At 43.5% G+C, this 25264-nt stretch carries 24 protein-coding genes; 17 read left to right on the top strand and 7 right to left on the bottom strand.

Going from position 1 to position 25264, the window contains the following annotated elements; genetic code table 11:
• Positions 1-578 precede the first annotated feature (578 nt).
• From atpB to IP510_RS11590, 11 genes are all read left to right on the top strand, one after another.
• Positions 579-1445: a F0F1 ATP synthase subunit A gene (gene atpB, locus IP510_RS11640; RefSeq protein ID WP_194365019.1), complete on the top strand. Its 867-nt coding sequence runs from the start codon at positions 579-581 to the stop codon at positions 1443-1445.
• A gap of 33 nt (positions 1446-1478) precedes the next feature.
• Positions 1479-1727 carry a F0F1 ATP synthase subunit C gene (gene atpE / locus IP510_RS11635; RefSeq protein ID WP_010197960.1) on the top strand — a complete coding sequence of 83 codons (249 nt, stop codon included), beginning with the start codon at positions 1479-1481 and terminating at the stop codon, positions 1725-1727.
• Positions 1728-1844: 117 nt separating this feature from the next.
• On the top strand, positions 1845-2315 hold the full coding sequence (locus IP510_RS11630; RefSeq protein WP_194365018.1) for a F0F1 ATP synthase subunit B: 471 nt from the start codon (positions 1845-1847) through the stop codon (positions 2313-2315).
• 13 nt (positions 2316-2328) lie between these two features.
• Positions 2329-2952 (top strand): F0F1 ATP synthase subunit delta, encoded by a 624-nt coding sequence (locus tag IP510_RS11625; protein ID WP_194365017.1) that lies wholly within the window; start codon positions 2329-2331, stop codon positions 2950-2952.
• Between the two features lie 93 nt (positions 2953-3045).
• On the top strand, positions 3046-4590 hold the full coding sequence (gene atpA / locus IP510_RS11620; protein ID WP_194365016.1) for a F0F1 ATP synthase subunit alpha: 1545 nt from the start codon (positions 3046-3048) through the stop codon (positions 4588-4590).
• Positions 4591-4814: 224 nt separating this feature from the next.
• Positions 4815-5696, top strand: a complete 882-nt coding sequence (atpG, locus tag IP510_RS11615) for a F0F1 ATP synthase subunit gamma (protein ID WP_194365015.1) — start codon at positions 4815-4817, stop codon at positions 5694-5696.
• 38 nt (positions 5697-5734) lie between these two features.
• Positions 5735-7168, top strand: a complete 1434-nt coding sequence (gene atpD / locus IP510_RS11610; protein WP_194365014.1) for a F0F1 ATP synthase subunit beta — start codon at positions 5735-5737, stop codon at positions 7166-7168.
• Between the two features lie 104 nt (positions 7169-7272).
• Positions 7273-7689 (top strand): F0F1 ATP synthase subunit epsilon, encoded by a 417-nt coding sequence (locus tag IP510_RS11605; RefSeq protein WP_194365013.1) that lies wholly within the window; start codon positions 7273-7275, stop codon positions 7687-7689.
• Between the two features lie 703 nt (positions 7690-8392).
• Positions 8393-9109 carry a response regulator gene (locus IP510_RS11600; protein ID WP_021812806.1) on the top strand — a complete coding sequence of 239 codons (717 nt, stop codon included), beginning with the start codon at positions 8393-8395 and terminating at the stop codon, positions 9107-9109.
• 312 nt (positions 9110-9421) lie between these two features.
• Positions 9422-11110, top strand: coding sequence for an ATP-binding protein (locus IP510_RS11595; protein WP_194365012.1), 1689 nt, complete (start codon positions 9422-9424; stop codon positions 11108-11110).
• Positions 11111-11171: 61 nt separating this feature from the next.
• A complete protein-coding gene (locus IP510_RS11590) occupies positions 11172-11351 on the top strand; it encodes a hypothetical protein (protein WP_194365011.1) in 180 nt (59 codons plus the stop codon).
• 259 nt (positions 11352-11610) lie between these two features.
• Here IP510_RS11590 and IP510_RS11585 read toward each other — a convergent pair whose 3' ends face one another.
• Entirely contained in the window at positions 11611-13104 is a 1494-nt protein-coding gene (locus IP510_RS11585) for an ATP-binding protein (RefSeq protein WP_194365010.1), read from the bottom strand.
• Between the two features lie 447 nt (positions 13105-13551).
• Between IP510_RS11585 and rpsP the strand changes: the two genes are divergently transcribed.
• The 4 genes from rpsP (at position 13552) to rplS (ending at position 15988) form a co-directional block, all read left to right on the top strand.
• Entirely contained in the window at positions 13552-13821 is a 270-nt protein-coding gene (gene rpsP, locus IP510_RS11580; protein ID WP_194365009.1) for a 30S ribosomal protein S16, read from the top strand.
• Between the two features lie 165 nt (positions 13822-13986).
• On the top strand, positions 13987-14520 hold the full coding sequence (rimM, locus tag IP510_RS11575; protein ID WP_194365008.1) for a ribosome maturation factor RimM: 534 nt from the start codon (positions 13987-13989) through the stop codon (positions 14518-14520).
• 77 nt (positions 14521-14597) lie between these two features.
• Positions 14598-15362 (top strand): tRNA (guanosine(37)-N1)-methyltransferase TrmD, encoded by a 765-nt coding sequence (gene trmD / locus IP510_RS11570; RefSeq protein WP_194365007.1) that lies wholly within the window; start codon positions 14598-14600, stop codon positions 15360-15362.
• 203 nt (positions 15363-15565) lie between these two features.
• Positions 15566-15988 (top strand): 50S ribosomal protein L19, encoded by a 423-nt coding sequence (rplS, locus tag IP510_RS11565; RefSeq protein ID WP_194365006.1) that lies wholly within the window; start codon positions 15566-15568, stop codon positions 15986-15988.
• A 225-nt stretch (positions 15989-16213) separates the two neighbouring features.
• Here rplS and IP510_RS11560 read toward each other — a convergent pair whose 3' ends face one another.
• Positions 16214-16774 (bottom strand): DUF4442 domain-containing protein, encoded by a 561-nt coding sequence (locus IP510_RS11560; RefSeq protein ID WP_194365005.1) that lies wholly within the window; start codon positions 16772-16774, stop codon positions 16214-16216.
• A gap of 518 nt (positions 16775-17292) precedes the next feature.
• On the opposite strand from IP510_RS11560, the gene IP510_RS11555 reads away from it, so the two are divergent.
• Both IP510_RS11555 and uvrC read left to right on the top strand, forming a co-directional pair.
• Positions 17293-18819 (top strand): DUF3360 family protein, encoded by a 1527-nt coding sequence (locus IP510_RS11555; protein ID WP_194365004.1) that lies wholly within the window; start codon positions 17293-17295, stop codon positions 18817-18819.
• A 153-nt stretch (positions 18820-18972) separates the two neighbouring features.
• Positions 18973-20817, top strand: coding sequence for an excinuclease ABC subunit UvrC (gene uvrC, locus IP510_RS11550; protein ID WP_194365003.1), 1845 nt, complete (start codon positions 18973-18975; stop codon positions 20815-20817).
• 142 nt (positions 20818-20959) lie between these two features.
• Here uvrC and IP510_RS11545 read toward each other — a convergent pair whose 3' ends face one another.
• The 5 genes from IP510_RS11545 to urtD form a co-directional block, all read right to left on the bottom strand.
• Positions 20960-21532: a dihydrofolate reductase gene (locus IP510_RS11545; RefSeq protein WP_194365002.1), complete on the bottom strand. Its 573-nt coding sequence runs from the start codon at positions 21530-21532 to the stop codon at positions 20960-20962.
• 45 nt (positions 21533-21577) lie between these two features.
• Positions 21578-22438, bottom strand: a complete 861-nt coding sequence (locus tag IP510_RS11540) for a thymidylate synthase (protein WP_194365001.1) — start codon at positions 22436-22438, stop codon at positions 21578-21580.
• A 33-nt stretch (positions 22439-22471) separates the two neighbouring features.
• Positions 22472-23356, bottom strand: coding sequence for a prolipoprotein diacylglyceryl transferase (gene lgt, locus IP510_RS11535; RefSeq protein ID WP_194365000.1), 885 nt, complete (start codon positions 23354-23356; stop codon positions 22472-22474).
• A gap of 308 nt (positions 23357-23664) precedes the next feature.
• Complete coding sequence (gene urtE, locus IP510_RS11530; RefSeq protein ID WP_194364999.1) at positions 23665-24363, bottom strand: urea ABC transporter ATP-binding subunit UrtE; 699 nt, start codon at positions 24361-24363, stop codon at positions 23665-23667.
• Positions 24364-24436: 73 nt separating this feature from the next.
• Complete coding sequence (gene urtD, locus IP510_RS11525) at positions 24437-25249, bottom strand: urea ABC transporter ATP-binding protein UrtD (protein WP_413786490.1); 813 nt, start codon at positions 25247-25249, stop codon at positions 24437-24439.
• Positions 25250-25264 lie beyond the last annotated feature (15 nt).

The raw sequence follows: 25264 nt of genomic DNA, 5'->3' as shown, positions 1-25264 counted from the left end.
ACAGTAATAGTGACTATAAAGATTGCTTAATGAGCTTTGATGTTCAGCATATACTAATCTGGTGATAGGGCATGGCAGATCTAGCCGCCTATATCATAGACAATGAATTTGTCTTCACCTAATGGTATGTGCAGAGTTAGACATCCTGATGTTGCAATGTTACTGAGCAGTTAACTTATTCATACAATGGATAAAAAAAACACAATTGACTTTACACGAATACAACGCTGCATTAGTATAGGCAGCTAAATATTTTGCTTATGGGCACCACATTGAGTGCTTGCCATCAAGAAATGGCAAATAAGCAGACACATATATAATAATTTTGCGTATAAAAATGCAAGGGCTATTACTGAATTATCATAAGCCCTTTTTTGATAGCTAAAATTTATCTTAAGCTATCAATTCTTGCATATTAGTAATAGAACTATGGGTTGGATGTTGTTGGTTACATGAGTGTTTTGACACTGTTTGATTGCTGACCTAAAAGGGAGGCCATTGAATAGATCAAACCTCATCAGATGACAACCATATTTTTGGTAGTTGATTAAATCGTTGATTAATAAGAAGCTTACATTATGGCATCCGAGCAAACATCATCAGAATATATCTCTCACCACTTAACGAATTGGACGTACGGCTATTTGCCGGGCGAAGGCTGGAAAGTCGCCTATAATGCTGAAGAAGCAGGATTGATGGGCTTTAAAGCCATTCATCTTGACTCTATGCTATGGTCAGTTGGTCTGGGTATTTTATTTTGTACCATCTTTTGGATGGTTGCAAAAAAAGTCACTTCAGGTGTGCCAGGCAAATTGCAGGCAGCGGTTGAGATGATCGTTGAGTTTGTTGATAACAACGTTCGTGATTCGTACAGTGGTACATCAAAGCTGATTGCACCATTGGCGTTAACCATTTTTGTTTGGATTTTCCTGATGAACTTGATGGATTTGATACCCGTCGACTTTATTCCAGGAATTGCTGGCCAAGTTGGCGCTGCCATGGGTCACGATCCGCATCATGTTTTCTTTAAGATTGTTCCAACCACTGATCCCAATATCACGCTTGGCATGTCTTTCTCTGTCTTTGCGTTGATTATCTTTTATAGCATTAAAGAAAAAGGTTTGGGTGGCTTTATTGGTGAACTAACCCTTCATCCATTTGGTGCCAAAAACCCAATCGTACAAGCGATTTTAATCCCCATCAATTTTGTTTTAGAAGCAGTTACTCTAATAGCGAAGCCTGTATCACTTGGCCTACGTCTATTTGGTAACATGTATGCTGGGGAATTGATTTTCATACTGATTGCTCTAATGCCGTTTTGGATTCAATGGGCGTTATCGGTACCGTGGGCTATCTTCCACATCTTAGTTATTACACTTCAAGCGTTCGTATTCATGATGCTGACGATAGTTTATATGTCGCTTGCATCATCAACTGAACATTAATTAGACATTCAATAGGTAAATGAGGATACATCAATGGATCCAGTATTAGGTGGTTACACAGTTATCGCAGTAGCGCTACTTATCGGTCTTGGCGCACTTGGCACAGGTATTGGTTTTGCTATTCTAGGTGGCAAGTTCTTAGAAGGTGTTGCACGTCAACCAGAGCTTGGTTCGCAATTGCAAACTCGTATGTTCATCGTAGCAGGTCTTCTTGATGCTATTCCGATGATCGGTGTTGGTATTGCTATGCTATTGTTGTTCGCTAACCCTCTAGCAGGTTAATCCGAAAGCTCAGTTCTAAATGTTTGGTATTCGGAGATTCTCTATCAAATATAGTCAAAATTTGACTACCAAACATGATCAATGAAACTGATTTTTCATTAACAAAGAGGTGATCACGTGAATATCAATTTTACCCTCGTCGGTCAAGCCATTGCTTTTGCAATATTTGTGATTTTTTGCATGAAATTCGTGTGGCCACCACTTATCGGTGCCATCAATGAGCGTCAGCGTAAAATCGCTGAAGGCTTAAATGCAGCAGAAAAAGCAAAAGCAGATTTGGCGACCGCGGAGCAAAATGTACAGCAGGAACTTGATCTTGCAAAGACCAAGGCTGCCGCTCTAATCGAGCAAGCGAATAAAAGTGCCAATCAGCTCGTCGAAGATGCAAAATCACAAGCCCAAGCGGAAGGTGAACGCATTCGTCAACAAGCGCAAGCGTCTATCGACCAAGAGATCAACCAAGCACGTGAATCATTGCGCGCCCAAGTTGCTGAACTGGCTGTACTTGGTGCAGAGAAGATTTTGCAAGACGAAGTCGATGTGCAAAAACATGCCAGTATGCTAGATCAACTGGCGGCGAAGCTGTAATTGTGAGGATATCATGGCTGACTTATCAACCTTAGCACGACCGTACGCTAAAGCCGCGTTTGACTATGCCAACGAAAACGGCGCAGTAACCGAGTGGGAGAACTTCCTGCTTGTTGCTAGCACTGTTGTCAATGACAAGTCGTTCAGTACTTGGTTAGACAATCCAGCTGTTTCTGCTGAGCATAAGTCAGCTGCTTTGGTCGATCTTTATGATACGCAAGTAGCTAGCGCTAATGATTCTGCTTTTAAGCAGTTATTAGGTGGGGCTCAAGAGGTAAATCTTGACAGCAACACCAGCTATCCAAAAGTATCAGTAGCACTTAGTAACTTCGTTAAACAGTTATCAGAACAAGAGCGTCTGGCGCTGCTTCCTGAAGTTTATGAGCATTATCGCCGTCACAAGGCAATAAGCTTAAAGCAGCTTGACGCATATGTGACTTCTGCTTATCCATTAACGGATGACCAACGTCAAATGATTAAAACACGTCTCGCCGCCTCGCTTAATGCCAGTGTGGTGATTCACGAATCAGTTGATCCAAGTCTATTGGCAGGCGCGACAATCAAAGTCGGTGACAAAGTTATTGATGATTCGATGCGCGGCAAGTTACAACAGTTAAAAACACAGCTAACTGCCTAATGCCATTCATCAACGCAGTCATATAAAGTCTGCGTGATAGTAAGAGCATTTAAGTCAGTAGGCGAGTTATCATAAATTAAAGGAAACAAGGCAATGCAACAATTGAATCCAGCGGAAATCAGTAACCTGATTAAGCAGCGTATTCAAGACCTTGATGCGGGTGCAACTGCAAAGAATGAAGGCACGATTGTCAAAGTATCTGACGGTATCGTGCAGATTCATGGTCTTGAAGATGCCATGTACGGCGAAATGATTGAGTTTGAAGGCGAAGTCTACGGAATGGCTCTAAACTTAGAGCGCGATTCTGTTGGCGCGGTAGTACTTGGTGATTACCTAAAGCTGCAAGAAGGCCAAAAAGCCTATTGTACTGGTCGTATCCTTGAAGTACCAGTAGGTCCTGAGCTGCTAGGCCGTGTTGTTGACGCCTTGGGTAACCCTATTGATGGCAAAGGTCCTATCAATGCCAAAATGACTGATAAAGTCGAAAAAATTGCGCCAGGCGTTATTGATCGTCAGTCAGTTGATCAGCCAGTAATGACGGGTTACAAAGCCGTTGATACTATGATTCCAATTGGTCGTGGTCAGCGTGAGCTTATCATTGGTGACCGTCAGACTGGTAAAACAGCGATGGCTATCGATGCGATCATCGCACAGAAAGCCTCTGGCATTAAGTGTGTATACGTGGCTATCGGTCAGAAACGCTCGACCATTGCTAACGTTGTACGTAAGCTTGAGCAAACTGGTGCCCTAGAATATACCACGGTTGTGGTTGCATCAGCGTCAGAGCCAGCAGCACTACAATACATCGCACCGTACTCAGGTTGTACGATGGGCGAATACTTCCGTGACCGCGGCGAAGATGCATTGATTGTATTTGATGACTTATCAAAACAGGCTGTTGCTTATCGTCAAATCTCACTATTGCTACGTCGTCCGCCAGGTCGTGAAGCATATCCTGGTGATGTATTCTATTTACATTCACGTTTACTTGAGCGTGCATCACGCGTAAACGCGGCTTATGTAGAAAAGTTCACTAATGGTGAAGTGGTTGGCAAAACAGGTTCTCTAACTGCACTGCCAATTATTGAAACCCAAGCTGGTGACGTTTCTGCATTCGTACCGACCAACGTGATTTCAATCACTGATGGTCAGATTTTCTTAGAATCTAGCCTATTCAACTCAGGTATCCGTCCAGCAGTAAACGCTGGTATCTCGGTATCTCGTGTGGGCGGCGCAGCTCAGACTAAGATCATTAAGAAATTGTCTGGTGGTATTCGTACTGCGCTAGCTCAGTACCGTGAACTGGCAGCATTTGCTCAGTTTGCATCAGATCTTGATGACGCGACTCGCGAACAGCTTGATCATGGTGAGCGCGTAACTGAATTGATGAAGCAGAAGCAGTATCAGCCGATGTCAATCTCTGAGCAAGCCGCTGTTATCTATGCATCAAACGAAGGGTTTTTGTCTGACGTTCCTGTCGAAAAAATCGGTTCTTTTGAAGAAGCATACTTGCGCTATATGCATGATGAGCAAAGTGAATTGATGCGTGAGATCGATGACACTGCGAACTATAATGATGATATCGCAGGTCGTTTAAAGTCAGCTCTTGAGACCTTTAAACAAAATCACAGTTATTAATTTAACGGGTTAAGCCGTAGTGGTTATGGCTGCTATTGATAGCCAATAAAGTGGCGCGTTGTCTGAACAGATTTTGCCAAAACAAAGCGTCACTATTTTAACCATTACCGGTATTAGATCGCGTCATGCGAAAGATATAAAATGTTATTCTACTAGATTGATGTTTATATTCACTGATTGTCGCATGCGCCAATGCTTTTTAACCCTCTTATATTGGAATCATTATGGCAAGCTTAAAAGAGATACGTGCCAAAGTCACCAGTATTAAAAGCACCCAGAAAATCACTCGTGCAATGCAGATGGTAGCGGCAAGTAAAATGCGCCGTGCCCAAGAGCGCATGGAAGTGGGTCGCCCGTATGCTGATAGTATGCGCCGGGTTATTTCACATTTGGTGCATGCTTCATCAGACTACAAGCATCCGTATATGGTATCGCGTCCAGTCAATAAGGTTGGCTATATCGTCATTACCTCTGACCGTGGCCTAGCGGGTGGTTTGAATATTAACCTATTCAAAGCCCTATCTAAAAGTATTCAAGAGTATCAAGATCAGTCTGTACAAGCCGAGTTTGCAGTTATTGGTGCCAAAGGCGTCAGTTTCTTCAAAAACTTTGGCGGTAAAGTCACATCGGCTGTGACGGATTATGGCGACAAACCGACATTCGAGCAGTTGAATGCCCCTGTTCAAGCCATGCTTGAAGATTATAGTAACGGTAATATTGACCGTATCTATGTGGTATACAACCGATTTGTCAATGCCATGACTCAGAAGCCAACCGTCACTCAGTTGGTTCCTCTACCAGAGGGATCATTTGATGATGAAGACAGTGGCATACAGACAGAACTTAGCTGGGATTATATCTACGAGCCTGATATCAAAACATTGATTGATGAGTTGCTTGGTCGTTATATCGAGTCGATTGTTTATCAAGCGGTAATGGAAAACATTGCCTCTGAGCAGTCTTCACGTATGGTTGCGATGAAAGCCGCTACAGATAATGCCGGTGACCTTATTAACGATTTACAGTTGGTTTATAACAAGCTGCGTCAAGCGGCGATTACTCGAGAAATCTCGGAAATCGTTGGCGGTGCTGCTGCTGTTTCATAATTGACTACACCTATATATAGAAGTTCAAGGAGAACGCAATGAGTAGCGGTCGTATTGTACAGATTATTGGCGCGGTTCTTGACGTTGAGTTCAACCGTAACGAAGTTCCTCAGATTTATGATGCTTTGCAAGTAGACGGTACTGAAACCACCCTAGAAGTACAGCAACAGCTAGGTGATGGCATCGTACGTACTATTGCCATGGGTTCAACCGAAGGCCTAAAGCGTAACCTACCTGTTACGAATACTGGTGCACCAATTGCTGTGCCTGTTGGTATCGGCACACTAGGTCGCATCATGGATGTTCTTGGTCGTCCTATCGATGAAGAAGGTCCTGTAGAAGCTGACGAAAAATGGTCTATCCACCGTGAAGCGCCAAGCTACGCGGATCAGTCAAACAGCACTGAGCTGTTAGAAACTGGTATTAAAGTTATCGATCTACTTTGCCCGTTTGCAAAAGGTGGTAAAGTTGGTCTGTTTGGTGGTGCTGGTGTTGGTAAAACCGTTAACATGATGGAGCTGATCAATAACATCGCTCTAAAACATGAAGGTTTGTCAGTATTTGCTGGTGTTGGTGAGCGTACGCGTGAAGGTAACGATTTCTATCACGAAATGCAAGAAGCTGGCGTTGTAAACACTGAAGACTTTAGCAAATCTAAAGTTGCGATGGTATACGGTCAGATGAATGAGCCACCGGGTAACCGTTTGCGTGTTGCACTGTCTGGTTTGACCATGGCTGAATATTTCCGTGATACCAAAGATCCTGCTACTGGCAAAGGTCGTGACGTATTGCTGTTTGTTGATAACATCTACCGCTATACACTAGCCGGTACTGAAGTATCGGCATTGCTTGGTCGTATGCCATCAGCGGTTGGTTATCAGCCAACACTTGCTGAAGAGATGGGTATGCTACAAGAGCGTATTACGTCAACTCAGTCAGGTTCTATTACTTCAGTTCAAGCTGTTTATGTACCTGCGGATGATTTAACGGATCCATCACCAGCAACAACGTTTGCTCACTTGGATGCAACTGTTGTATTGAGCCGTGATATTGCCTCACAAGGTATCTATCCTGCGGTTGATCCACTAGATTCAACGTCACGCCAGCTAGATCCACTAGTTATCGGCGAAGAGCATTATAACGTTGCTCGTGGCGTGCAAGAAATCTTGCAGCGCTATCGTGAGTTGAAAGACATCATCGCTATCTTGGGTATGGATGAGTTATCAGAAGAAGATAAACTGGTTGTTTATCGTTCGCGTAAGATTCAGCGCTTCTTATCACAGCCATTCCACGTAGCTGAAGTCTTTACTGGTGCACCTGGTAAATACGTACCACTACGCGATACCATTGCTAGCTTTAAAGCAATCATCGCTGGCGAATACGATGATCTACCAGAGCAAGCGTTCTACATGGCTGGTGGCATCGATGAAGTTGTTGCTAAAGCAGAGAAAATGAAATCTACTGCAGCGTAAGTTGTATTAGTATTTGCTAAAGGGCAAATAGCCTATAATAAGGCTGTTTGTCACTAAGTAACGCATCGCAGTTTTGATTGTGTTTTGATCGTGAGGAGTTAAGTATGGCAACGTTACAATGTCGCGTCGTAAGTGCTCGTGAAGAGTTGTATTCAGGCGAAATTAGCATGTTAATAGCGACGGGTACCGAAGGCGAGATTGGTGTATTGCCAGGTCACACACCGCTTATTACTTTGTTAAAACCGGGTGCGATGCGAGTGCAAACGCCAGACGGTGAAGAAGAAGTGATTTATGTCTCAGGTGGCGTGCTAGAAGTACAGCCTAAGATGGTTACCGTATTGGCTGATACAGCAATGCGTGCACATAACTTGGACGAAAGCAAAATCGTTGAAGCGCGTAGAAAAGCGGAGCAGATGCTGGTTAACCAGTCTGATACTTTGCAAACCAATGCAGCTTTGGCCTCACTTGCTGAGTCAGTAGCACAACTGCAAACTATCCGTAAGTACAAAAACCGCGTATAGTCTGCTATCAGTAGTCTTTGCTATAAGTCATCAAAAAAACAGCCCACTATGGGCTGTTTTTTTTTGCCTATGTTTTGCTTTATTTCAATAGATGCTATAAGAAGATATAGTTGATTCAGTTTAAAAGAGAGTCTAGGCAGCCGAGTACAGATGTACATGTAATACTTTAAGCGAGGATGACGATGTAGCGGATTTATATAGACTTGACTATAGTCAGAAGTAATCGGTGGATAACATATGATACCAGCAATTTTTTAAGGGTTTGTCATCTGTTATCTATGAGTCAACCAGTGCGATAGTATTTATCAAAAGTCACTGGTAACCATAATAATATATGGTTATATTAGACATGACGTACCACCTATATTAGACAGTTATGTAAGTACGATAACAGCACTTTAATCATTTATTTGAGTGATTTATAGGTATTTGTATATTAAGTCGTGAAAGAAAAAAGTCAGCTGGTTATCGTGACGTCAAATGACATGATTTTTGGACGTAAACTAAAGTTTTAATCGAGGTAGTTTATAGGTTTTGTTACTGGTTATCAGCTATAGTATAGGAAGCTAACGGTTTAATAGTATACTATGCTACCAAGTTTGTAACAGCTATACGAACATCAATTGTGCCACTTTATGGTGCTATTAATTTTACCGCTCTTACTTTTACTGCTTTTAAATTAGATGTATTAGAGGATATAACAATGACAACGAATGAAGAAGACAACACCCCCCGAATCTTGATTGTTGAAGATGATGAGCGCCTGGCTATGTTGACCCAAGATTACTTGGTCAAAAATGGTCTAGAAGTGGCAATTGAAACTGATGGTAATCGCGCTATTCGTCGCATCGTCAATGAACAACCAGATTTGGTTGTGCTTGATGTGATGCTTCCTGGTAGTGATGGTTTGACAGTTTGCCGTGAGGTTCGCCCGCACTATCAGAATCCTATCCTGATGTTGACTGCTCGTACTGAAGACATGGATCAGGTACTCGGTCTTGAGATGGGTGCTGATGACTATGTCGCCAAACCTGCTCAGCCACGCGTACTACTTGCTCGTATCCGTGCTCTATTGCGTCGTTCAGAGAATGCACCATCAGAAGATGTGCCACAGCGTTTAGAGTTTGGTGAGTTGGTGATTGATAACGGTGGTCGTTCAGTAAATTTGGGTGATGAACTGGTTGATTTCACCAGTGCTGAATACGATTTGCTATGGCTGCTTGCTTCGAATGCAGGTCGTATCCTCTCTCGTGAAGATATTTTTGAGCGTCTACGCGGTATTGAATATGATGGTCAAGATCGCTCAATTGACGTACGTATTTCGCGTATTCGTCCAAAAATCGGTGATGATCCAGAAAATCCAAAACGTATCAAAACCGTACGTAGTAAAGGTTATCTATTTGTGAAGGAAGGCAACTAAAACGGCCTTGTCTGTATAATGAGTGATTACTAATCGCTATTTAAGAAAAACCAGCATTATTGCTGGTTTTTTTGTGGGTATATTTTAATTTTTGAACTTAATTAAGGCGTTATGTGGTTTAATTAACTCATTATTATGGCCTGATTATACATATTGTGATTTGTCTGAATCATCAAATGATGATGGCACAACAGATAAAACGTATGAATCAGGGTTTGTCTTTATTCAACAATGCTCGATATCATTGATAGCGCATCACCCATATGCCCATGATATCAGTCGTTATTATTTATTAAGTTGGTCACGGCACGTATGTCATTAGTCTCTTCTTTAAAACACAGTATCTTTGTCCGTATTTACGCCGGACTGCTTATCGTCTGTTTGTGTGTGGCACTATTTGCTCAACTGTTGATGGATACGATCAATAAAGAGCGGGTACAGTCTTACCGGGAAAATATGGCAATGGGGGCATTTCATTTGGTGAGCGAAGGTATCTCTCATCAAGAAAATGAAGAGCAAAAAGCGTATTGGTTATCTGATGCTAGTAGTCTGTTTGGGGCGACTTTTAAAGTCGTGCCTATCGATGACGTAGAGTTTAATGCCAGCGAGTTGCGACGATTTAAAAACGACAATACGGTTGTGCGTTATACCAGCCAACCGGTATATGCCGATGTGTATTACCGCTTACCAGACAAAAAAAATGTATTAACAGCTAGGATATCGCAAGTTACTGAGCAGCAAGTGCGCGCGATTGCCGTATTTTTGCTAGATGATTTGTCTTATCATATGACATTGTCCGATAAGCGAGCACGTTTGTCTGAGCTGGAAAAGAAATTCTCTTTTCCTTTAGAGTTTAAAGCGGTCAATACATTGGATTTGGATTCAGATCAGTTATCGCGCCTGCGCCGCGACGAAGTGGTTATCTCATTGCAAGATACCAACAGTAGTACGAGTAACTCGGCCATCAGAATTGTCGTGCCATCAGAGATCAATGATATGGCGATTTTGATTGGTCCTGTGCCCTTGTTCAATTGGTTTCCACTGAACTTAATTGTTAGTATGATTTTGATCAGTATGTTTTTGATCAGCCTAGGCGTATATGCACTGATTTTCCCGCTAGAGCGTAAGCTTCAGCTGATTCAGGTCGGTGTCAGTGAGGTGAGTAAAGGCAATCTTGATATTCAAGTACAGGTAATCGGACAAGACGAGATCGCGCGGTTGTCTGCGACTTTTAATGCAATGACGTCACACATTAAGCGTTTGATTGAGTCGCAGCGAGAGTTGACACGTGCTGTATCACATGAGCTTCGTACACCCGTCGCCCGTATTCGATTTGCCGTTGATATGCTCGCAGACACAGATGATGAAGACTCACGCTTCATGCAACGCGATTATATTGATGAAGATATTGAATCGCTTAATGGGTTGATCGACGAGATGTTGACCTACGCCAAGCTCGAAGAAGGCTCACCAAAACTGGATTTAGAGCCAGTCAATCTTAAAGAGTTATTGGAGCAAATCGAGCGTGAGACCAATGCGCTTGGCAAGCCCATTAAAATTGTGGCCAATTTACCCAATGCAAAAGTAACGGCAGTTGCTGACCGTCGCTATTTACATCGAGTGATCCAAAACCTTGCGGGTAATGCATTACGCTATGCTGAAACGACGATTATCATTAGTGCTGGTATCAAAAAAGGCAATGCCTTTGTCAGCGTTGAAGATGATGGTCATGGTATCCCTGAAGCTGATCGCGAAAAAGTCTTTATACCATTTTCGCGCTTAGATGATAGCCGTACACGTGCCTCAGGTGGCTACGGTTTGGGACTGTCCATTGTATCGCGTATTGCTTTTTGGTTTAATGGTAGTATGAAAGTAGATGAAAGCCGAACACTTGGCGGTGCCAGATTCGTGATGACATGGCCGATTAAGCCGTTGACTCAGATTCTTGCTGCGGATGAATTGACGCAAGAAAAAAGCGAGCGTGATTTCGATACCAAATAACAGGCTGTATCGGTCGCACTCACTAATTTTTAGATGGATTTGAAGGATAGGAGAATAAAGGATGCCATACTTATTTGGCAGTTTGGTACTGTTAAATGCGGTTACGCTAGGATACTATCTATTTCTGCAGCAGCCTTCAACGACCCAAACAGTGAGGGCAGCCCAGCAAGAAATCACTCAGCCATTGGTGTTTACCAATAGTGCTGAGTATCTTCCGCCTATTATTGGTACTAGAGACTAGTGTATTGTTAAATGATATAGATACTGAGTTTGCTATCCAAAATATTTATAAATTCTAGGGTGTGTCTTCAATTTAAAAATGGTGATAAAAATGAGATAAATTGCCGACAAACAAGGAAAATAGCGCAGATAATATCGGGATATTAACCAGCTATTTGACGATGTTTGGCAAGATTTAGCCATTTTTAGCCCATTGAGATGACTATCGAGTGAATTGAAGACACGCCCTAGTCTTATTAGTCTTTTTATTAGCCGCCTGATCACTTATCTGTGTCAGGTGCTACAGAGTCTATGGCTACAGAGCTTATTCCGGTCGTCTCGTCTGTGTCCGCCGCCGCCGTTTCATCACCAGCTACTTTAGACAATAGAGGGATACGGACGCATACTTGTAGTCCGCCCTCAGGGTGGTTAACGGCTTCAACCGTACCATGATGTAACCGTGCAATACGGTCGACAATCGCTAGACCCAGTCCGCTACCTTGAGTGGTACGTGCAGTCTCTCCGCGCTCAAACGGTTGCATGATACGCTCCAATTGATCCTCTGCCACGCCGTCACCACAATCACGCACACAAATGACCAGCTGTTCCTGTGCTTCGCTATTTGCAGCACACTCACTGACCACGTCACTATCTTCCTCTTTAACTGTCTCTGGAAACGTTGGTATGACGGTAGCGGACAAATAAATGGGTGGTTTGCCATAACGATTGGCATTATTTATTAGATTAATGACCAGACGCTTGATAGACAGTGGGCGTACTGGTACAACTTTGCGACATTCTGACTCGTACACAAACTGCATTGGTGCAAACTGCACTATGATTTCATTAAATATCGTGTCCAAATTGGTTAGGCTTACGGGCTCATCTGAGCCATCTTTCATAAATGAGATGAACTGCTCTAAAATCGCATCCATGTCTTCAACATCATAAATCAGCCCTTCACGGAAAAAATCATCTGGCAGCATCTCAGCAGTCAAGCGCATACGAGTTAGCGGTGTCCGCAAGTCATGCGAAATACCGGCAAGCATGATAGTGCGCTCTTTTTGTGCTTGATTGAGCGTCGTAAATAACCGATTAAAAGCCATGTTAACTTGACGTATTTCAGTCGGGCCTTTTTGGGTGGGTAATGTTGTGGCATGACCCAGACGAATATAGTTGGTCGCTGCGCGCTGCAAATATCGCAATGGACGGTTTAACTGTCGCGCCAGTAAGACAATAGTCAGTAGCGATAAGATAGGCAGACCAATTAAAAACAATATCAACAATGTGGGGCTGTATTGTGAGTAGTAAACCACGGGCTCTCGAATCCAAAAACTTTTATCGCGGCTGTCTTGAACCCATAACTGCGGTGTCGGTTTGAATTTGAAATACACTTCTACAGGTCGACCAAGCTGTGCGGTAATCTGGGTCTGTAATACATCCGTAAAGACACTCACAAAGGCTTTGTCTGCAACTTCAGGAAACTCACTTGGGTTATTAACCACTACCACATGAGAATGTTGATAAATCCATTGACGCACATCAGGACGTCCTTGCCAGTCTTTATTGACGCTATTGATCAGTTGTAGCTCACTGGTCAAATAACGTGCATGGTTCTTAAGCTCCGGCAAATAGAGACTGCGCCAAAAAAATAGAATCGACAAACTCACACTGATAAAGACGATAAAAACGACCATCAATGTGGTGAGCCACGTGTTGGAGTAGGAGCGCGGTAGCCAGTTTTTACGACGTGGTTTCGGGTTTAAAGTGGTCATATGAATCCATCAAGTTAAGAGTGCTGTTGTTTCATGCAGGTTACTGCGCCAGCAGTCGTACCAAAGCAAAATAAATAGTGAGGATAGAATGCGAGATTGGCACATCATAGAATAGCATAATCTAAAGCGAGTCCTCATTTTGAGAATGGTGACAACAGTAAGATGAATCGTAGTAGGGCAAGTAAAGCAAGACGGGGAATATTGAGCTACTATCAACTGCGTCGACACAGCTTGGCAAAAATCCAACCATATCTTGGCAATTCTATGTGCTGATGAGTCGCTCTATAAGTGGAATAATGAACGATTATTAATAATGTTGTTTTACATAGCCCGACATTTAAGCTATTGTTAATAAATAATTAAATATGCACAGTTTATGTTTTCAACAAATAAAGACTGTGATATAATTATGCCCTTTTTGGTATACCTGCGAAAGAGAGAATTCACATGGTTGTTATTCGTTTAGCACGGGGCGGTGCCAAGAAACGCCCATTTTATCAAGTAGTTGTTGCTGATCAACGCCGCGCGCGTGACGGTCGCTACATTGAAAACATCGGCTTTTTTAACCCACTCGCTAAAGAGTCTGAAGAAGCAGTACGTTTGAACATGGAAGCGTACAATGCGTGGATCGCTAAAGGTGCACAACCTTCAGATCGCGTTGCTTCATTAGCAAAAACTTACAACAAGTCTGTAGCTCAAACTGAAGCAACTGCTTAAGTTTAGGTTATTACTGAGACGTTTATAGTCTAACTATGATCTCACTCAGTAGACTTTAGAATACATAGCGTAACTGGTCTGACCAGGGTGCGCCATTAACTGTTTATCGCTTTTGACACAATTGTTTTTGCAATTGCTGTTTTAATCATTGTTAGGTTAGCTGCTATGTCATCTGTTCCAAACGCTAGTGCCCTTATGAAAATTGGTCAGCTCAAAAAGCCTTACGGCATCAAAGGTTGGCTTTGGGTATTCAGTGAAACGGATGATCGCACAGCGATATTCGATATGAAGCCGTGGTGGATGAAAACTGCCACTGGCATGAAACCTTTGACTGTAAAGGCATGGCGTGAGCAAGGAACAGGAATTGTGGCTCAGTTTGAGCAGGTTCCTGATCGTAATGTTGCTGAGACCATGAACGGTGTTACCGTTTGGGTCGAGCAAAACATTCTGCCTGAAACAGCTGAAGACGAATATTATTGGTCGGATTTAATCAGTCTGCGCGTGATGAACGAGCAGGGTGAATATTTAGGCAATATCACTGAAATGTTTGAAACTGGTGCTCACGCTATCATGCGTGTAGCGGCAAATTCAGACAGTTTAGATAATGAAGAGCGCCTGATTCCATGGCACAAGCAAACTGTTGTAGAGGTCAATATGGCCGAAAAAACAGTGCTGGTTACATGGCAAAGTGATTATTAATATAATATCTGGCTTTTTTGCCAAGTGTTATTGGTAGTCATACCGATTGTTTTAGCCACAATGCAAGTAGACATCAGATGTATTTTGCCGTAATTAGTATTTTCCCTGAAATGTTTGCCACCATCCGTGAGTTTGGAATCACGGGGCGGGCAGTCACTCAGGCACAAGTTACGATTGAATGCATTAATCCACGTGATTACACCACTGATAACTATCGCCGTATTGATGAGCGCCCTTATGGTGGTGGTCCGGGCATGGTGATGATGGCTGAGCCATTATCGAAAGCCATCGAGGATGCGCGCCTAAGGGCCAGTCAGCACGGCTGCCGTGTCGACAGCGAGCACTGTCCGGTGATATATATGTCACCACAAGGACAGACGCTTAATGAGAGTGGCGTGGTCGATATGACCCATTACGATGGCATGATTTTATTGTGCGGTCGTTATGAAGGTATCGATGAGCGTTTACTGTCACAGTATGTCGATAGGGAAGTGTCGCTGGGTGATTATGTATTGACTGGTGGCGAATTACCAGCAATGGTGCTGATGGATAGTGTGATACGTCGTCTGCCTGATATTATGGGTGATGACAAGTCAGCGGAGCAAGACTCGTTTGTCGATGGCTTGCTTGACTGCCCACACTATACTAAGCCCCATGAGTTTGCAGGTATGGCGGTTCCTGACGTATTACTCTCAGGTCACCATGCCAATATCGCCAAGTGGCGTTTTAGTCAGCAAGTCAGTCGTACGCAAACGCGTCGTCCAGACTTGTGGCAAGCGTTCACACCGACGGTAGAGCAGGCGAAGTGGTTAAAGGCATTGGCAAAAGCAGAGAAAAAATAAATTATTAAATTTGATTTTTGATCAACAAGTTTGATAGACAGTTAAAAAACAGAATTTTGAGCAATAATAAAACGAGTCATCACATAGTGGCCGTTGGTTATAACCCATTTATGTTGTGTCTCACTATAAAGAGATACGATTAATTATTACAAACAGGTGATATGCGTTAAGCCTCTATTATCTAATGTGAGGAGATAACTCTCATGAGCAACAAGCACCCATTGGTTCAGGTCATCGAAAACGCTCAATTGCTTGAGCGTCCAAGCTTTGCACCCGGCGATACCGTTGTAGTTCAAGTAAAAGTACGTGAAGGTGAGCGTGAGCGTTTACAGGCTTTTGAAGGCGTTGTAATTGCTAAGCGTAACCGCGGTCTAAACTCAGCGTTTACCGTACGTAAAATTTCAAGTGGCGTTGGTGTTGAGCGTGCATTCCAGTTGCATTCTCCAATCATCGATAGCATTGAAGTGAAACGTCGTGGTGCTGTTCGCCGTGCGAAACTATACTACTTACGTGAGCGTTCTGGTAAATCAGCACGTATCCGCGAAAAACTTGCTCCGCGTGCAGCTGTTCCAAAGAAAACTGACGCTGGCGTACCTAATGCAGTTGATACTGCACCTGGTATCTAAGTACAAGTTTGCCGTCTTGAGTCAATCGTATCATTTTAGGGTTGATTCAAGATAAGGTAATAGTAGATACAAGCCCTTATTCATAGGTTTATCATATAAATAAGCGGGCCATACCAAAAAAGACAAAACCCCAATCTATGCGAATGCTGGATTGGGGTTTTTGTATGTATAGCATTAATAATTTGAGTTTTATCAGCTCTAATAGTGCCAGTTATAAGCTAAAGCTTATTGAGCATCAAAGGTATCGATGCGGTTAACTTGCTCCTTGGACTTACTGTACTTACGCAGTCTAATATATAGCGTCTTAGTGACGGTAGCGATGAGTTTCTGTTGATCGTCGACGATATCGACTTTATATTCGCGAAATACGGCTTCACCGTCTTTTGCTAACTCCTGAATAGTAATCACTTCAGCGCTAGGTATTTTCATTCGCGCTATGACTTTGCTATTTCCAGGCGCCACAAAATCAATGTGTGAGCTTTTGTCCCATACCACATAATTGCTTCCCAATTGATGCATCAACATGAGCATGTAAAAAGGGTCAACCATCGAATACAGACTCCCTCCAAATTGAGTACCAACGATATTTTTGTTGAGCGTGTTAAGTCCCATGCTCACCACGCACAAACCTTGATCGAGACTGATGTGGTCGATTTTGATGCCAGCACCGATATATGGTGCGTAAGTATTGAGCCGTAGTTTTAACAAGTGCGGTGTCAATAATGGTATCAGGCTCTGTTTGGCCCGACGTTTCAAGGTCTCAAGGTTGATAGGGAGTACGCTCATAAACTTATCCTGTTGCTTTTTCTTTATTTTCTAATGGTATCGATAGTACAGTCTTTGACTAGAAACTGTTGAAGTTAATGAATAAAAAACATTTATCATAGTTAAAAACCACTCAGCTCGCTAGCTTTAAAGCGTAACTGAAATAACATTTTAATGATGATTGGAAAGTAGCATTCGCTATTTATTACAACTATCTTCATTATTCAGCCATGTGATAGAAAATACCCAGATATCAATGACTATTAAAAAAAAGGTCATTTACGCTAATTCAAAGTCGATATTAGAGCAGTTTTTTCCTTATGGTTTTCTATTAAGTTCAAAATCGTCTCAAATAGAAACTTTAATTTATATATTATAACGATACTCACAGTATCTTTAAATGGTTTTAGATTCGCATTTCACTACCTCATGACATACAATAGTTCGCAGTTTGTGACGGCCGTCTTGGTTTTTACAGAATAGAAAAGATCAAATCAAAATTTGATCCATCAAAGACTTAACAAACACAAGGAAATGTGATGAGTAATATTCAGACCCCTTCTTCTGGGTCTACGCCGCCGCCATCCAACCTATCTGATCCTGAACAAGAATTACAAGGTAGCTATGCAGATTTGCATAAGCCCAGCGCGAGCTTTTCTAGCCGTGATGATTATCTCAATCATGAATTACAAATCATGCAGCCCAAACGCTGGCGCCCTAATTTACCGTTTCATGATTATCGTTTTGAATACGAAGACACCATTCCAGCAATGGCCGCAACCATTGGTAAAGTGGTTATGGTGGGGGCCATTGCAGCAACCTTTGCAGGGCCACTTGGTTTAGGCGATGCATTTGTTTTAGAAAACGTGCGCTATGAGCTATTGATCGTCTCCTTCTTTATTATTTTATTCTCAGGCTTTCTACTGCCGACTGCCAACCTTGCCGGTACTCATGGCCCACTAATCCCTTTGATTCCTATTGTGGTCGCTGCTGGCGGGCATCCGATGGCCTTTGGTTTGCTTATCGGTGCTTTTGGTCTAATCCTCGCGATTAGTAAAGGAGGGAGTCTGCTCGCGAACTTGACCAGTAAAGGTGTGTGCGGTGGCCTCTTGATTTACTTGGGCTTTATCGGAACCACCTCACAGGTCAAAAACCTTTTTGCTTGGGCAGAAGGGATTGGCATGTCGCACATTGCTTTCTTTATCATTCTCGCCACTATCCTGCTATATGCATTGCTTGAACACTGGCAAAAACGCTGGCTGGCTGTGCCGCTAAGCTGTTTGTTAGGTGGCGGACTTGCATTTGCATTGGGTGCTCCCTTTGAGTTCAAAACTGCACCAGGCTTGCCGAATATGAACCCGATGTATTGGTGGGGCGAAAATACCGGTTGGATGCTAGGATTACCGACGGTTGAGAGCTTCATTGTGGTACTGCCGTTTGCTATTTTGGCCGTTGCTATGTGGTCACCAGATTTCTTGGGTCATCAGGTATTCCAAAAAATCAGCTATCCCAAACGTACTGAAAAAGTGCTTATGGATATCGATGACACCATGACTAGCGCATCGTTTCGTCAGGTCGTCGGCTCTGTATTGGGCGGTGCTAACTTTGCGTCATCGTGGGGCACGTACATTGTTCCAGCAGCGATTGCCAAACGCCCGATTCCTGCCGGTGCCTTATTGACAGCACTGTTTTGTATTATCGCAGGGGTTTGGGGCTATCCAATGGATTTGGCCATCTGGCAGCCAGTGATGTGTGTGGCCTTGATCGTTGGTGTGTTTATTCCGCTGCTTGAAGCGGGCATGGAGATGACGCGAGAAGGTAAAACCACACAGTCTGCTGCGATTGTGGTGTTTGCCTCTGCATTGGTGAATCCTGCCTTTGGTTGGTCACTAACGCTATTACTGGATAATCTAGGCTTGATTGGTTCGAAAGAACGCAGTGCCAATTTGACTAAAATGAGCCGCTGGATCATACCAGGTATTATGTTTGTGGTATTGACTGGTGTGATGGCCATCGTTGGTATGCTGCCGGGTATCCCAGCTTTGATGGTTAACTTCCGTCATTAGTAGTATGTTGCTGAATAAACGATCATAGAACAAACTAAGTCAGCGAAAGCTGGCTTTTTTATGGGTGATGCTATGATAATAATTGGCTTGTAAAACAATGACTACCGCCCCATAACTAGCAGTATTATAAGACTTTTAAGAGCAATGAATTCTATGGTTAATGTCTCAGAATCGAGTCCTATCGATGATAAAAAAGCCCGTCTTAAGCATCTGATCAAACGCCTGCCTAATTTGCCGGGAGTGTATAAAATGCTGGGGAAAAATGGCGATATCTTATACGTTGGTAAGGCTAAATCACTTAAAAGTCGCGTCAATAGCTATTTTGCAAAGACGATTGATCATCCAAAGACGCGGGCATTGGTGGCGCGAATTCATGATATTGAGACCATTATCACTCGTAGTGAGACCGAAGCACTACTGCTTGAGCAGAACCTGATTAAAGAATATCGTCCGCCTTATAATGTGCTACTACGTGATGATAAGTCTTACCTTTATGTGTTTATCTCAGCCGACAAGCCTTATCCGAGATTGGCATATGGGCGCGGCAAAGGCAATCATCAAAAAGGTCGATTCTTTGGGCCATTTCCCTCTGCACATGCCGCAAAAGAGACACTGGTACTGATGCAGAAAATGTTTCAAATGCGCCAGTGTACCAATACCTTTTTTAAGCAGCGTCAGCGCCCTTGCCTTGAGTACCAGATTAAACGTTGCCGTGCGCCTTGCGTGGGTCTGGTATCTCCAGAAGAATATAGTGAGGATGTCAGTAATACCATTCGATTTTTGAAAGGCGACTCAGGTGACATTCATAGTACGCTGATTGAAAAGATGGAAAGCGCCGCTGAAGAGCTAGACTTTGAAAAAGCAGTACTCTACCGAGACCAATTGTCGATGCTGCGCGAAGTACAGGCCAAGCAAGCGGTCTATACCGTACAAGGTGAGGCCGATGTGATTGCAATTGCTAGTCAGGCTGGCATGACGTGTGTGAATGTGCTGACTGTGCGTGGCGGGCGCGTTTTGGGTGGTAAAAACTATTTCCCTGATGTGGATAGTAGTGAGCCTTTGGCTGACAATTTATCCGCTTTTATTACCTCATTTTATTTTCAAGTGACAGATGATCTGCCAGCAGAGATGATCTTGAGTCACGAGTTGCCAGATCAGCTGGCAATCAGTGAAGCGTTGGCCACACACTTTGGTAATAAAGTAGCCATCAAAACAAGCGTGCGTGAGCATCGCTCAGAATGGCTAGACTTGGCAACGCTCAATACCAGTAATGCATTGAAAACCAAGTTGGGCGATTATTTGGAGCTGCATGCACGTTTTGGCGCGTTAAAAGAAGTACTGGCGACTGTCACTGAGCGCACCATCGATCGTATCGAGTGCTTTGATATCTCGCATACGATGGGTGAGGCGACCATTGGTAGTTGTGTGGTGTTTGACCAAGGTGGCTCGCGTCGCCGTGATTATCGTCAGTATGCTATCCATGACATCGTCGGCGGTGATGACTATGCGGCGATGAAACAAGTGCTGACACGGCGTTATAAAAAGCAACCATTACCTGATTTACTATTGATTGATGGTGGTAAAGGTCAGCTTGGCATCGCCAAAGAAGTATTAACTGAGTTGGGTATTCTTGGTGATACTTTGCTTATCAGTGTGGCAAAAGGGGAGGGGCGCAAGGCTGGGCTTGAGGTATTGCACTTTATTGACCATGAGCCATTGGATCTACCGATGGACAGTAAAGCGCTGCATTTACTGATGCATATCCGTGATGAGGCGCATCGTTTTGCGATTACGGCGCACCGTAAAAAACGTGATAAGCGCCGTTCGTCGTCGGTGCTAGAAGTCATACCGGGACTGGGTGAAAAGCGTCGTCGCGATTTGCTCAATCACTTTGGTGGTATGCAGCAGCTATTAGGCGCTTCGCAGCAGGAGCTGGCAGGCGTGCAAGGAATCGGACCAGTACTCGCAAAAACGGTGTATAAAGTATTGCATGAATAGCTTTTGAGATATTAGCTTCCATCGGTCTTTATATGGCTAGTTAGCTATAGACAACGTTGTACATAAGCACAATAAAAAGTGGGCTGTTTCGGGTAAATAAAATTACCTGAAACAGCCCACTTTTTTAATAAATAAGCGTCTACTATTCAGCAGTATTTATTTTATAAGTCGTAAATTTAAAGCTTAAGTCGCTCTTCTTATCATGCATTTTCTCAGACTCATCTGTGACGACATAGCGAGCTGGTAACTCAGGATAAAAGGCATCACCATCGGTAATGTCGGTGTCTACATGGGTCAGCTCAATACGGTCGGTATACATTAAGGCATCGCTGAAGACGCGCTCGCCACCAATCACCCAAATAGTATCCAGATGTGCGCCATGCGCCAGACTGGCCGCTTGTGTGAGTGCATCATCTAAGTTATGCGTGACATAAGCATTGGTCTTACCGACCAGGCCTTTTTGTTCAGCATAATCCATCTGTGTCGTGACAATGAAGCTCACACGATTTGGCAATGGCTTGCTGCCCATCGACTCAAACGTCTTACGCCCCATAATCACGATACCTTGAATTCCGCTATCTTTTTCTTTGGTCGTCATGCTCTTAAAGTGCTGCAAATCTGCCGAGATATGCCATGGTAGCTCGTTGTTTTTGCCGATACAGCGATTGCTACTGATAGCAGCGATTTGTGCAACTTCGGTATGGGCATAGCTCATAAGATATCCTTTTTACTGTCTCTTCAGTGTGTAATTATAGAAATTTTAAACGGCAACTTTCGCTTTGATAGCAGGGTGAGACTCATAACCCTCAACGCTAATGTCTTTGTAATTGAAGGCAAAAATATCATTAACATCAGGGTTAAGCATCAACATTGGCAGTGTATATAGCGAACGCGTCAACTGTAACTCAACTTGCTCACGGTGGTTTTGATAAATGTGGCAATCACCACCTGTCCAGATGAATTCACCTACTTTTAGACCACAAATTTGCGCGACCATATGGGTAAGTAGGGCATAGCTGGCAATGTTAAATGGCACACCTAGGAATAAATCTGCTGAGCGCTGATAGAGCTGGCATGACAGTTTGTTGTCCGCGACAAAGAATTGAAACATGGTATGACAAGGCGGTAAGGCAACTTGATCTGCTTCGCCAGGGTTCCAACCAGACACGATTAAGCGGCGTGAGTTAGGATTGGTCTTTATCTGTTCGATGACTTGGGTGATTTGATCGACACCATCAGCATGGTAATTGCCGTCTTCATCTTTGGTTGCGCCATAATTACGCCATTGATGACCATAGACAGGGCCCAAATCACCAGCAGGACGATTAAAGCGCGCTGTCTGCTTTGCAGTAGCCCATTCATTCCAAATGCGTACGCCATTGGCTTGCAAATAATCGACGTGAGTACTACCACTTAAAAACCAAAATAACTCATAGGCGATGGATTTAAAATGGACTTTTTTGGTGGTCAATAGCGGAAAGCCAGACGCTAAGTCAAAACGTAGCTGCGCGCCAAAGTGGCTGAGCGTACCAGTGCCAGTACGATCGCCTTTTTCAGTACCTGTGGTTAAAACGTGTTTGAGCAAGTCTAAATAGCCCTGCTCGTTATTGCTGTTAATCATAAAAATGCTCGTCGGTATTGTTTGATATAGCGCTTAATAAGCAGCTTGCTTACCCCAGTCATAGATGCCGCGTTTATAGGCATAGATTAATAGGATAAAGCCAATAATTATCATCGGGGCGCTTAGCATTTGCCCTTTGGTCATCCAACCTAACAGAATAAATCCTTGGTCGACGTCTGGCTGACGGAAGAACTCGATGATGAAACGGCTAATGCCATAACCCAACATAAAAATACCAGTCGCTGCCATACGAGGACGTGGTTTTGATGAATACCACCATAAGAATAAGAATAGCAATAGACCTTCAGCAAGCGCTTCATACAACTGTGAAGGATGGCGAGGCAGCAGATACTGACCATTAACTTCAGTCATTAGCTCTTGAAGTTCGGGATTGGTCTGTAATTGTTGCATATCAGCAGCAGCTGCTTGCGGGAAGTACGTCAACCAATTATAACCACCGTCAGAGACACGGCCCCACAGCTCACCATTAATGTAGTTACCAATGCGGCCAAACAACAAACCTGTTGGTACACATGGCACGACAAAATCTAGTACTTGGAATGGTGTCTTTTTATACTTGCGAGCGAAATATAGCATGCCAAGCATGACGCCGATCAAGCCGCCATGGAACGACATACCGCCTTCCCAGACTTTGAAAAGATAGGCAGGGTTTTGTAGCAATTCACCGAACTGATAAAACAAGACGTAGCCAACACGGCCGCCTAAAATGACGCCAAGCGCACCAAAGAATACCAAGTCGGACACCATGTCGGTGGTCCAGTTATCACGTTTGGTGCTGCGATACCAAGCTAGGCCATAAGCGGCGGCGAATGCCAACAAATACATCAGCCCATACCAATGGACTTCAACAGGCCCAATGGCTAACGCTACAGGATCGTACTGAGGATGAATCATCATAAGGGCATCATAATATTGGTAATAAAGTGCTGACTATAATAGCAAATTTCATTCGTCGAGCATACACAATTGCTATGATGCCAATAAGTTAGCATCGAGAAGTTGAACGGTCGATACAGTGCAGAATACATAGGGTAGGAAGCAGGTAAGATGCTGAATGAAGCAGGACAAATAGCTGTAATCGTGAAAAGGTTTCGTAACGGTATGCAGTCTTGGTAGCTAGCAGCTTGAGATAAAAATGCCATTTTTAGTGATATTAAGCGGTCACTACCAAGTGCTTATAAATAAAAGCAGTTAAGTAAATGCAGCTAGATAGCGACCAGATCTTGTACTTTGTTTTCGACCATCGTATCGCCTGCGCCTTGTGATACTACTTTGCCACGTGATAGCACCGTGTAATTGTCAGCCAGCTCTTCGGCAAACTCATAGAACTGCTCAACCAGCACAATGGCCATGTCACCTTTGTCAGCCAAGTCACGTAGAACTCGGCCAATATCTTTGATGATAGAAGGCTGAATACCTTCAGTCGGTTCATCTAAAATCAACACGGTCGGCTCAGAGGCTAAGGCGCGTGCAATGGCAAGTTGCTGCTGCTGACCACCAGATAAATCACCACCACGACGATGTTTCATCTCATCGAGTACGGGAAAAATATCGTATAAATGTTTGGGTACGCGTTTTGCTTTACTACGTGAAAACTTAGCCATACCAATCAAGATATTTTCTTCTACCGTCAGTGTCGAAAAGATATCACGACCTTGTGGTACATAAGCCAAACCTGCTCGTACCCGCTGCTCGGATGACATCTTACTGATGTCTTTATCATTGAGCAGGATTTGCCCTGATTTAATCGGTAATATGCCCATCAGGCACTTAAGTAGGGTAGTCTTCCCCACGCCATTACGACCAAGTACCACACTGCATTCGCCGATGGGCGCTGTGAGCGAGACGTCTCGTAAAATATGGCTGCCACCATAGTATTGATTGATATCGTTAACTTGTAACATGGCTGTCTCCTAACATTCGAATCGTTTCCTAATTTCTAAATGGGATAGCAGTTTGTCAATATTATTATTTCAGCTATCGACCTAAATAGGACTCAATCACAGCTTCATTGGCTTGCACTTCTGCTAACGTACCTTCGGCCAAAATCGCTCCTTGTGCCAATACCGTGACTTTTTCACTAATGGCATCAATAAAGGTCATGTCGTGCTCGACCACGACCAAAGTATGGTTTTTTTTGAGCCGTAGACACAGCTCGGCGGTATGTTCAGTTTCGGCATCGGTCATACCGGCTACCGGCTCATCAAGCAAAATTAGCTTGGGACTCTGCATTAACAGCATGCCAATCTCTAACCATTGTTTTTGCCCATGTGAGAGCAAACCAGCTGGCTTGTTGATTTTATCGGTCAGGCGAATTTGCTGTAGGGTAGCGTCGAGGGTATCGCGAGTATCGGCATTGAGTTTGTTGAATAAGCTTTTGACCACACGCTTGTCTTTCGGCGCAGCAAGTAACAGATTGTCCATCACCGTAAAGTTCTCAAAGACAGTAGGTTTTTGAAATTTACGTCCGATGCCAGCTTCGGCGATTTCTTCAGTGGATAAATTAGCAAGGTTGTGGGTTTGACCAAAGAACACGCTGCCTTCGGTAGGGCGGGTTTTTCCTGTAATGACATCCATTAATGTGGTTTTGCCAGCACCATTGGGGCCAATAATACAGCGTAGCTCACCTTCCTCAATATATAGCGACAGATTGTTGAGTGCTCGAAATGAATCAAACCAAACACTTAAGTCTTCTAAATATAATGCAATGCCATGGCTAAAATCGACGCCTGATGGCTTTGGGTGACTGCGGCCAGTGCCGCCATGATTACGTCCATACTCGTTAATAATTTGCTCAGTCGTTGA

Origin of the sequence: Psychrobacter sp. NG254 (assembly GCF_015277735.1) — a bacterium.
Taxonomy (GTDB): domain Bacteria; phylum Pseudomonadota; class Gammaproteobacteria; order Pseudomonadales; family Moraxellaceae; genus Psychrobacter.
Note: the sequence above shows the minus strand (reverse complement) of the source record. Positions and strands in the feature narration are given on the sequence as shown.

Coding starts and splice junctions, on each gene's coding strand:
- atpB (WP_194365019.1), top strand. CDS start 579: ATGGCATCCGAGCAAACATCATCAGAATATATCTCTCACCACTTAACG.
- atpD (WP_194365014.1), top strand. CDS start 5,735: ATGAGTAGCGGTCGTATTGTACAGATTATTGGCGCGGTTCTTGACGTT.
- IP510_RS11625 (WP_194365017.1), top strand. CDS start 2,329: ATGGCTGACTTATCAACCTTAGCACGACCGTACGCTAAAGCCGCGTTT.
- trmD (WP_194365007.1), top strand. CDS start 14,598: ATGTATTTTGCCGTAATTAGTATTTTCCCTGAAATGTTTGCCACCATC.
- uvrC (WP_194365003.1), top strand. CDS start 18,973: ATGGTTAATGTCTCAGAATCGAGTCCTATCGATGATAAAAAAGCCCGT.
- rpsP (WP_194365009.1), top strand. CDS start 13,552: ATGGTTGTTATTCGTTTAGCACGGGGCGGTGCCAAGAAACGCCCATTT.
- rimM (WP_194365008.1), top strand. CDS start 13,987: ATGTCATCTGTTCCAAACGCTAGTGCCCTTATGAAAATTGGTCAGCTC.
- atpE (WP_010197960.1), top strand. CDS start 1,479: ATGGATCCAGTATTAGGTGGTTACACAGTTATCGCAGTAGCGCTACTT.
- IP510_RS11585 (WP_194365010.1), bottom strand. CDS start 13,104: ATGACCACTTTAAACCCGAAACCACGTCGTAAAAACTGGCTACCGCGC.
- atpG (WP_194365015.1), top strand. CDS start 4,815: ATGGCAAGCTTAAAAGAGATACGTGCCAAAGTCACCAGTATTAAAAGC.
- IP510_RS11560 (WP_194365005.1), bottom strand. CDS start 16,774: ATGAGCGTACTCCCTATCAACCTTGAGACCTTGAAACGTCGGGCCAAA.
- IP510_RS11595 (WP_194365012.1), top strand. CDS start 9,422: ATGTCATTAGTCTCTTCTTTAAAACACAGTATCTTTGTCCGTATTTAC.
- rplS (WP_194365006.1), top strand. CDS start 15,566: ATGAGCAACAAGCACCCATTGGTTCAGGTCATCGAAAACGCTCAATTG.
- IP510_RS11605 (WP_194365013.1), top strand. CDS start 7,273: ATGGCAACGTTACAATGTCGCGTCGTAAGTGCTCGTGAAGAGTTGTAT.
- atpA (WP_194365016.1), top strand. CDS start 3,046: ATGCAACAATTGAATCCAGCGGAAATCAGTAACCTGATTAAGCAGCGT.
- IP510_RS11590 (WP_194365011.1), top strand. CDS start 11,172: ATGCCATACTTATTTGGCAGTTTGGTACTGTTAAATGCGGTTACGCTA.
- urtE (WP_194364999.1), bottom strand. CDS start 24,363: ATGTTACAAGTTAACGATATCAATCAATACTATGGTGGCAGCCATATT.
- lgt (WP_194365000.1), bottom strand. CDS start 23,356: ATGATGATTCATCCTCAGTACGATCCTGTAGCGTTAGCCATTGGGCCT.
- IP510_RS11545 (WP_194365002.1), bottom strand. CDS start 21,532: ATGAGCTATGCCCATACCGAAGTTGCACAAATCGCTGCTATCAGTAGC.
- IP510_RS11555 (WP_194365004.1), top strand. CDS start 17,293: ATGAGTAATATTCAGACCCCTTCTTCTGGGTCTACGCCGCCGCCATCC.
- IP510_RS11540 (WP_194365001.1), bottom strand. CDS start 22,438: ATGATTAACAGCAATAACGAGCAGGGCTATTTAGACTTGCTCAAACAC.
- IP510_RS11600 (WP_021812806.1), top strand. CDS start 8,393: ATGACAACGAATGAAGAAGACAACACCCCCCGAATCTTGATTGTTGAA.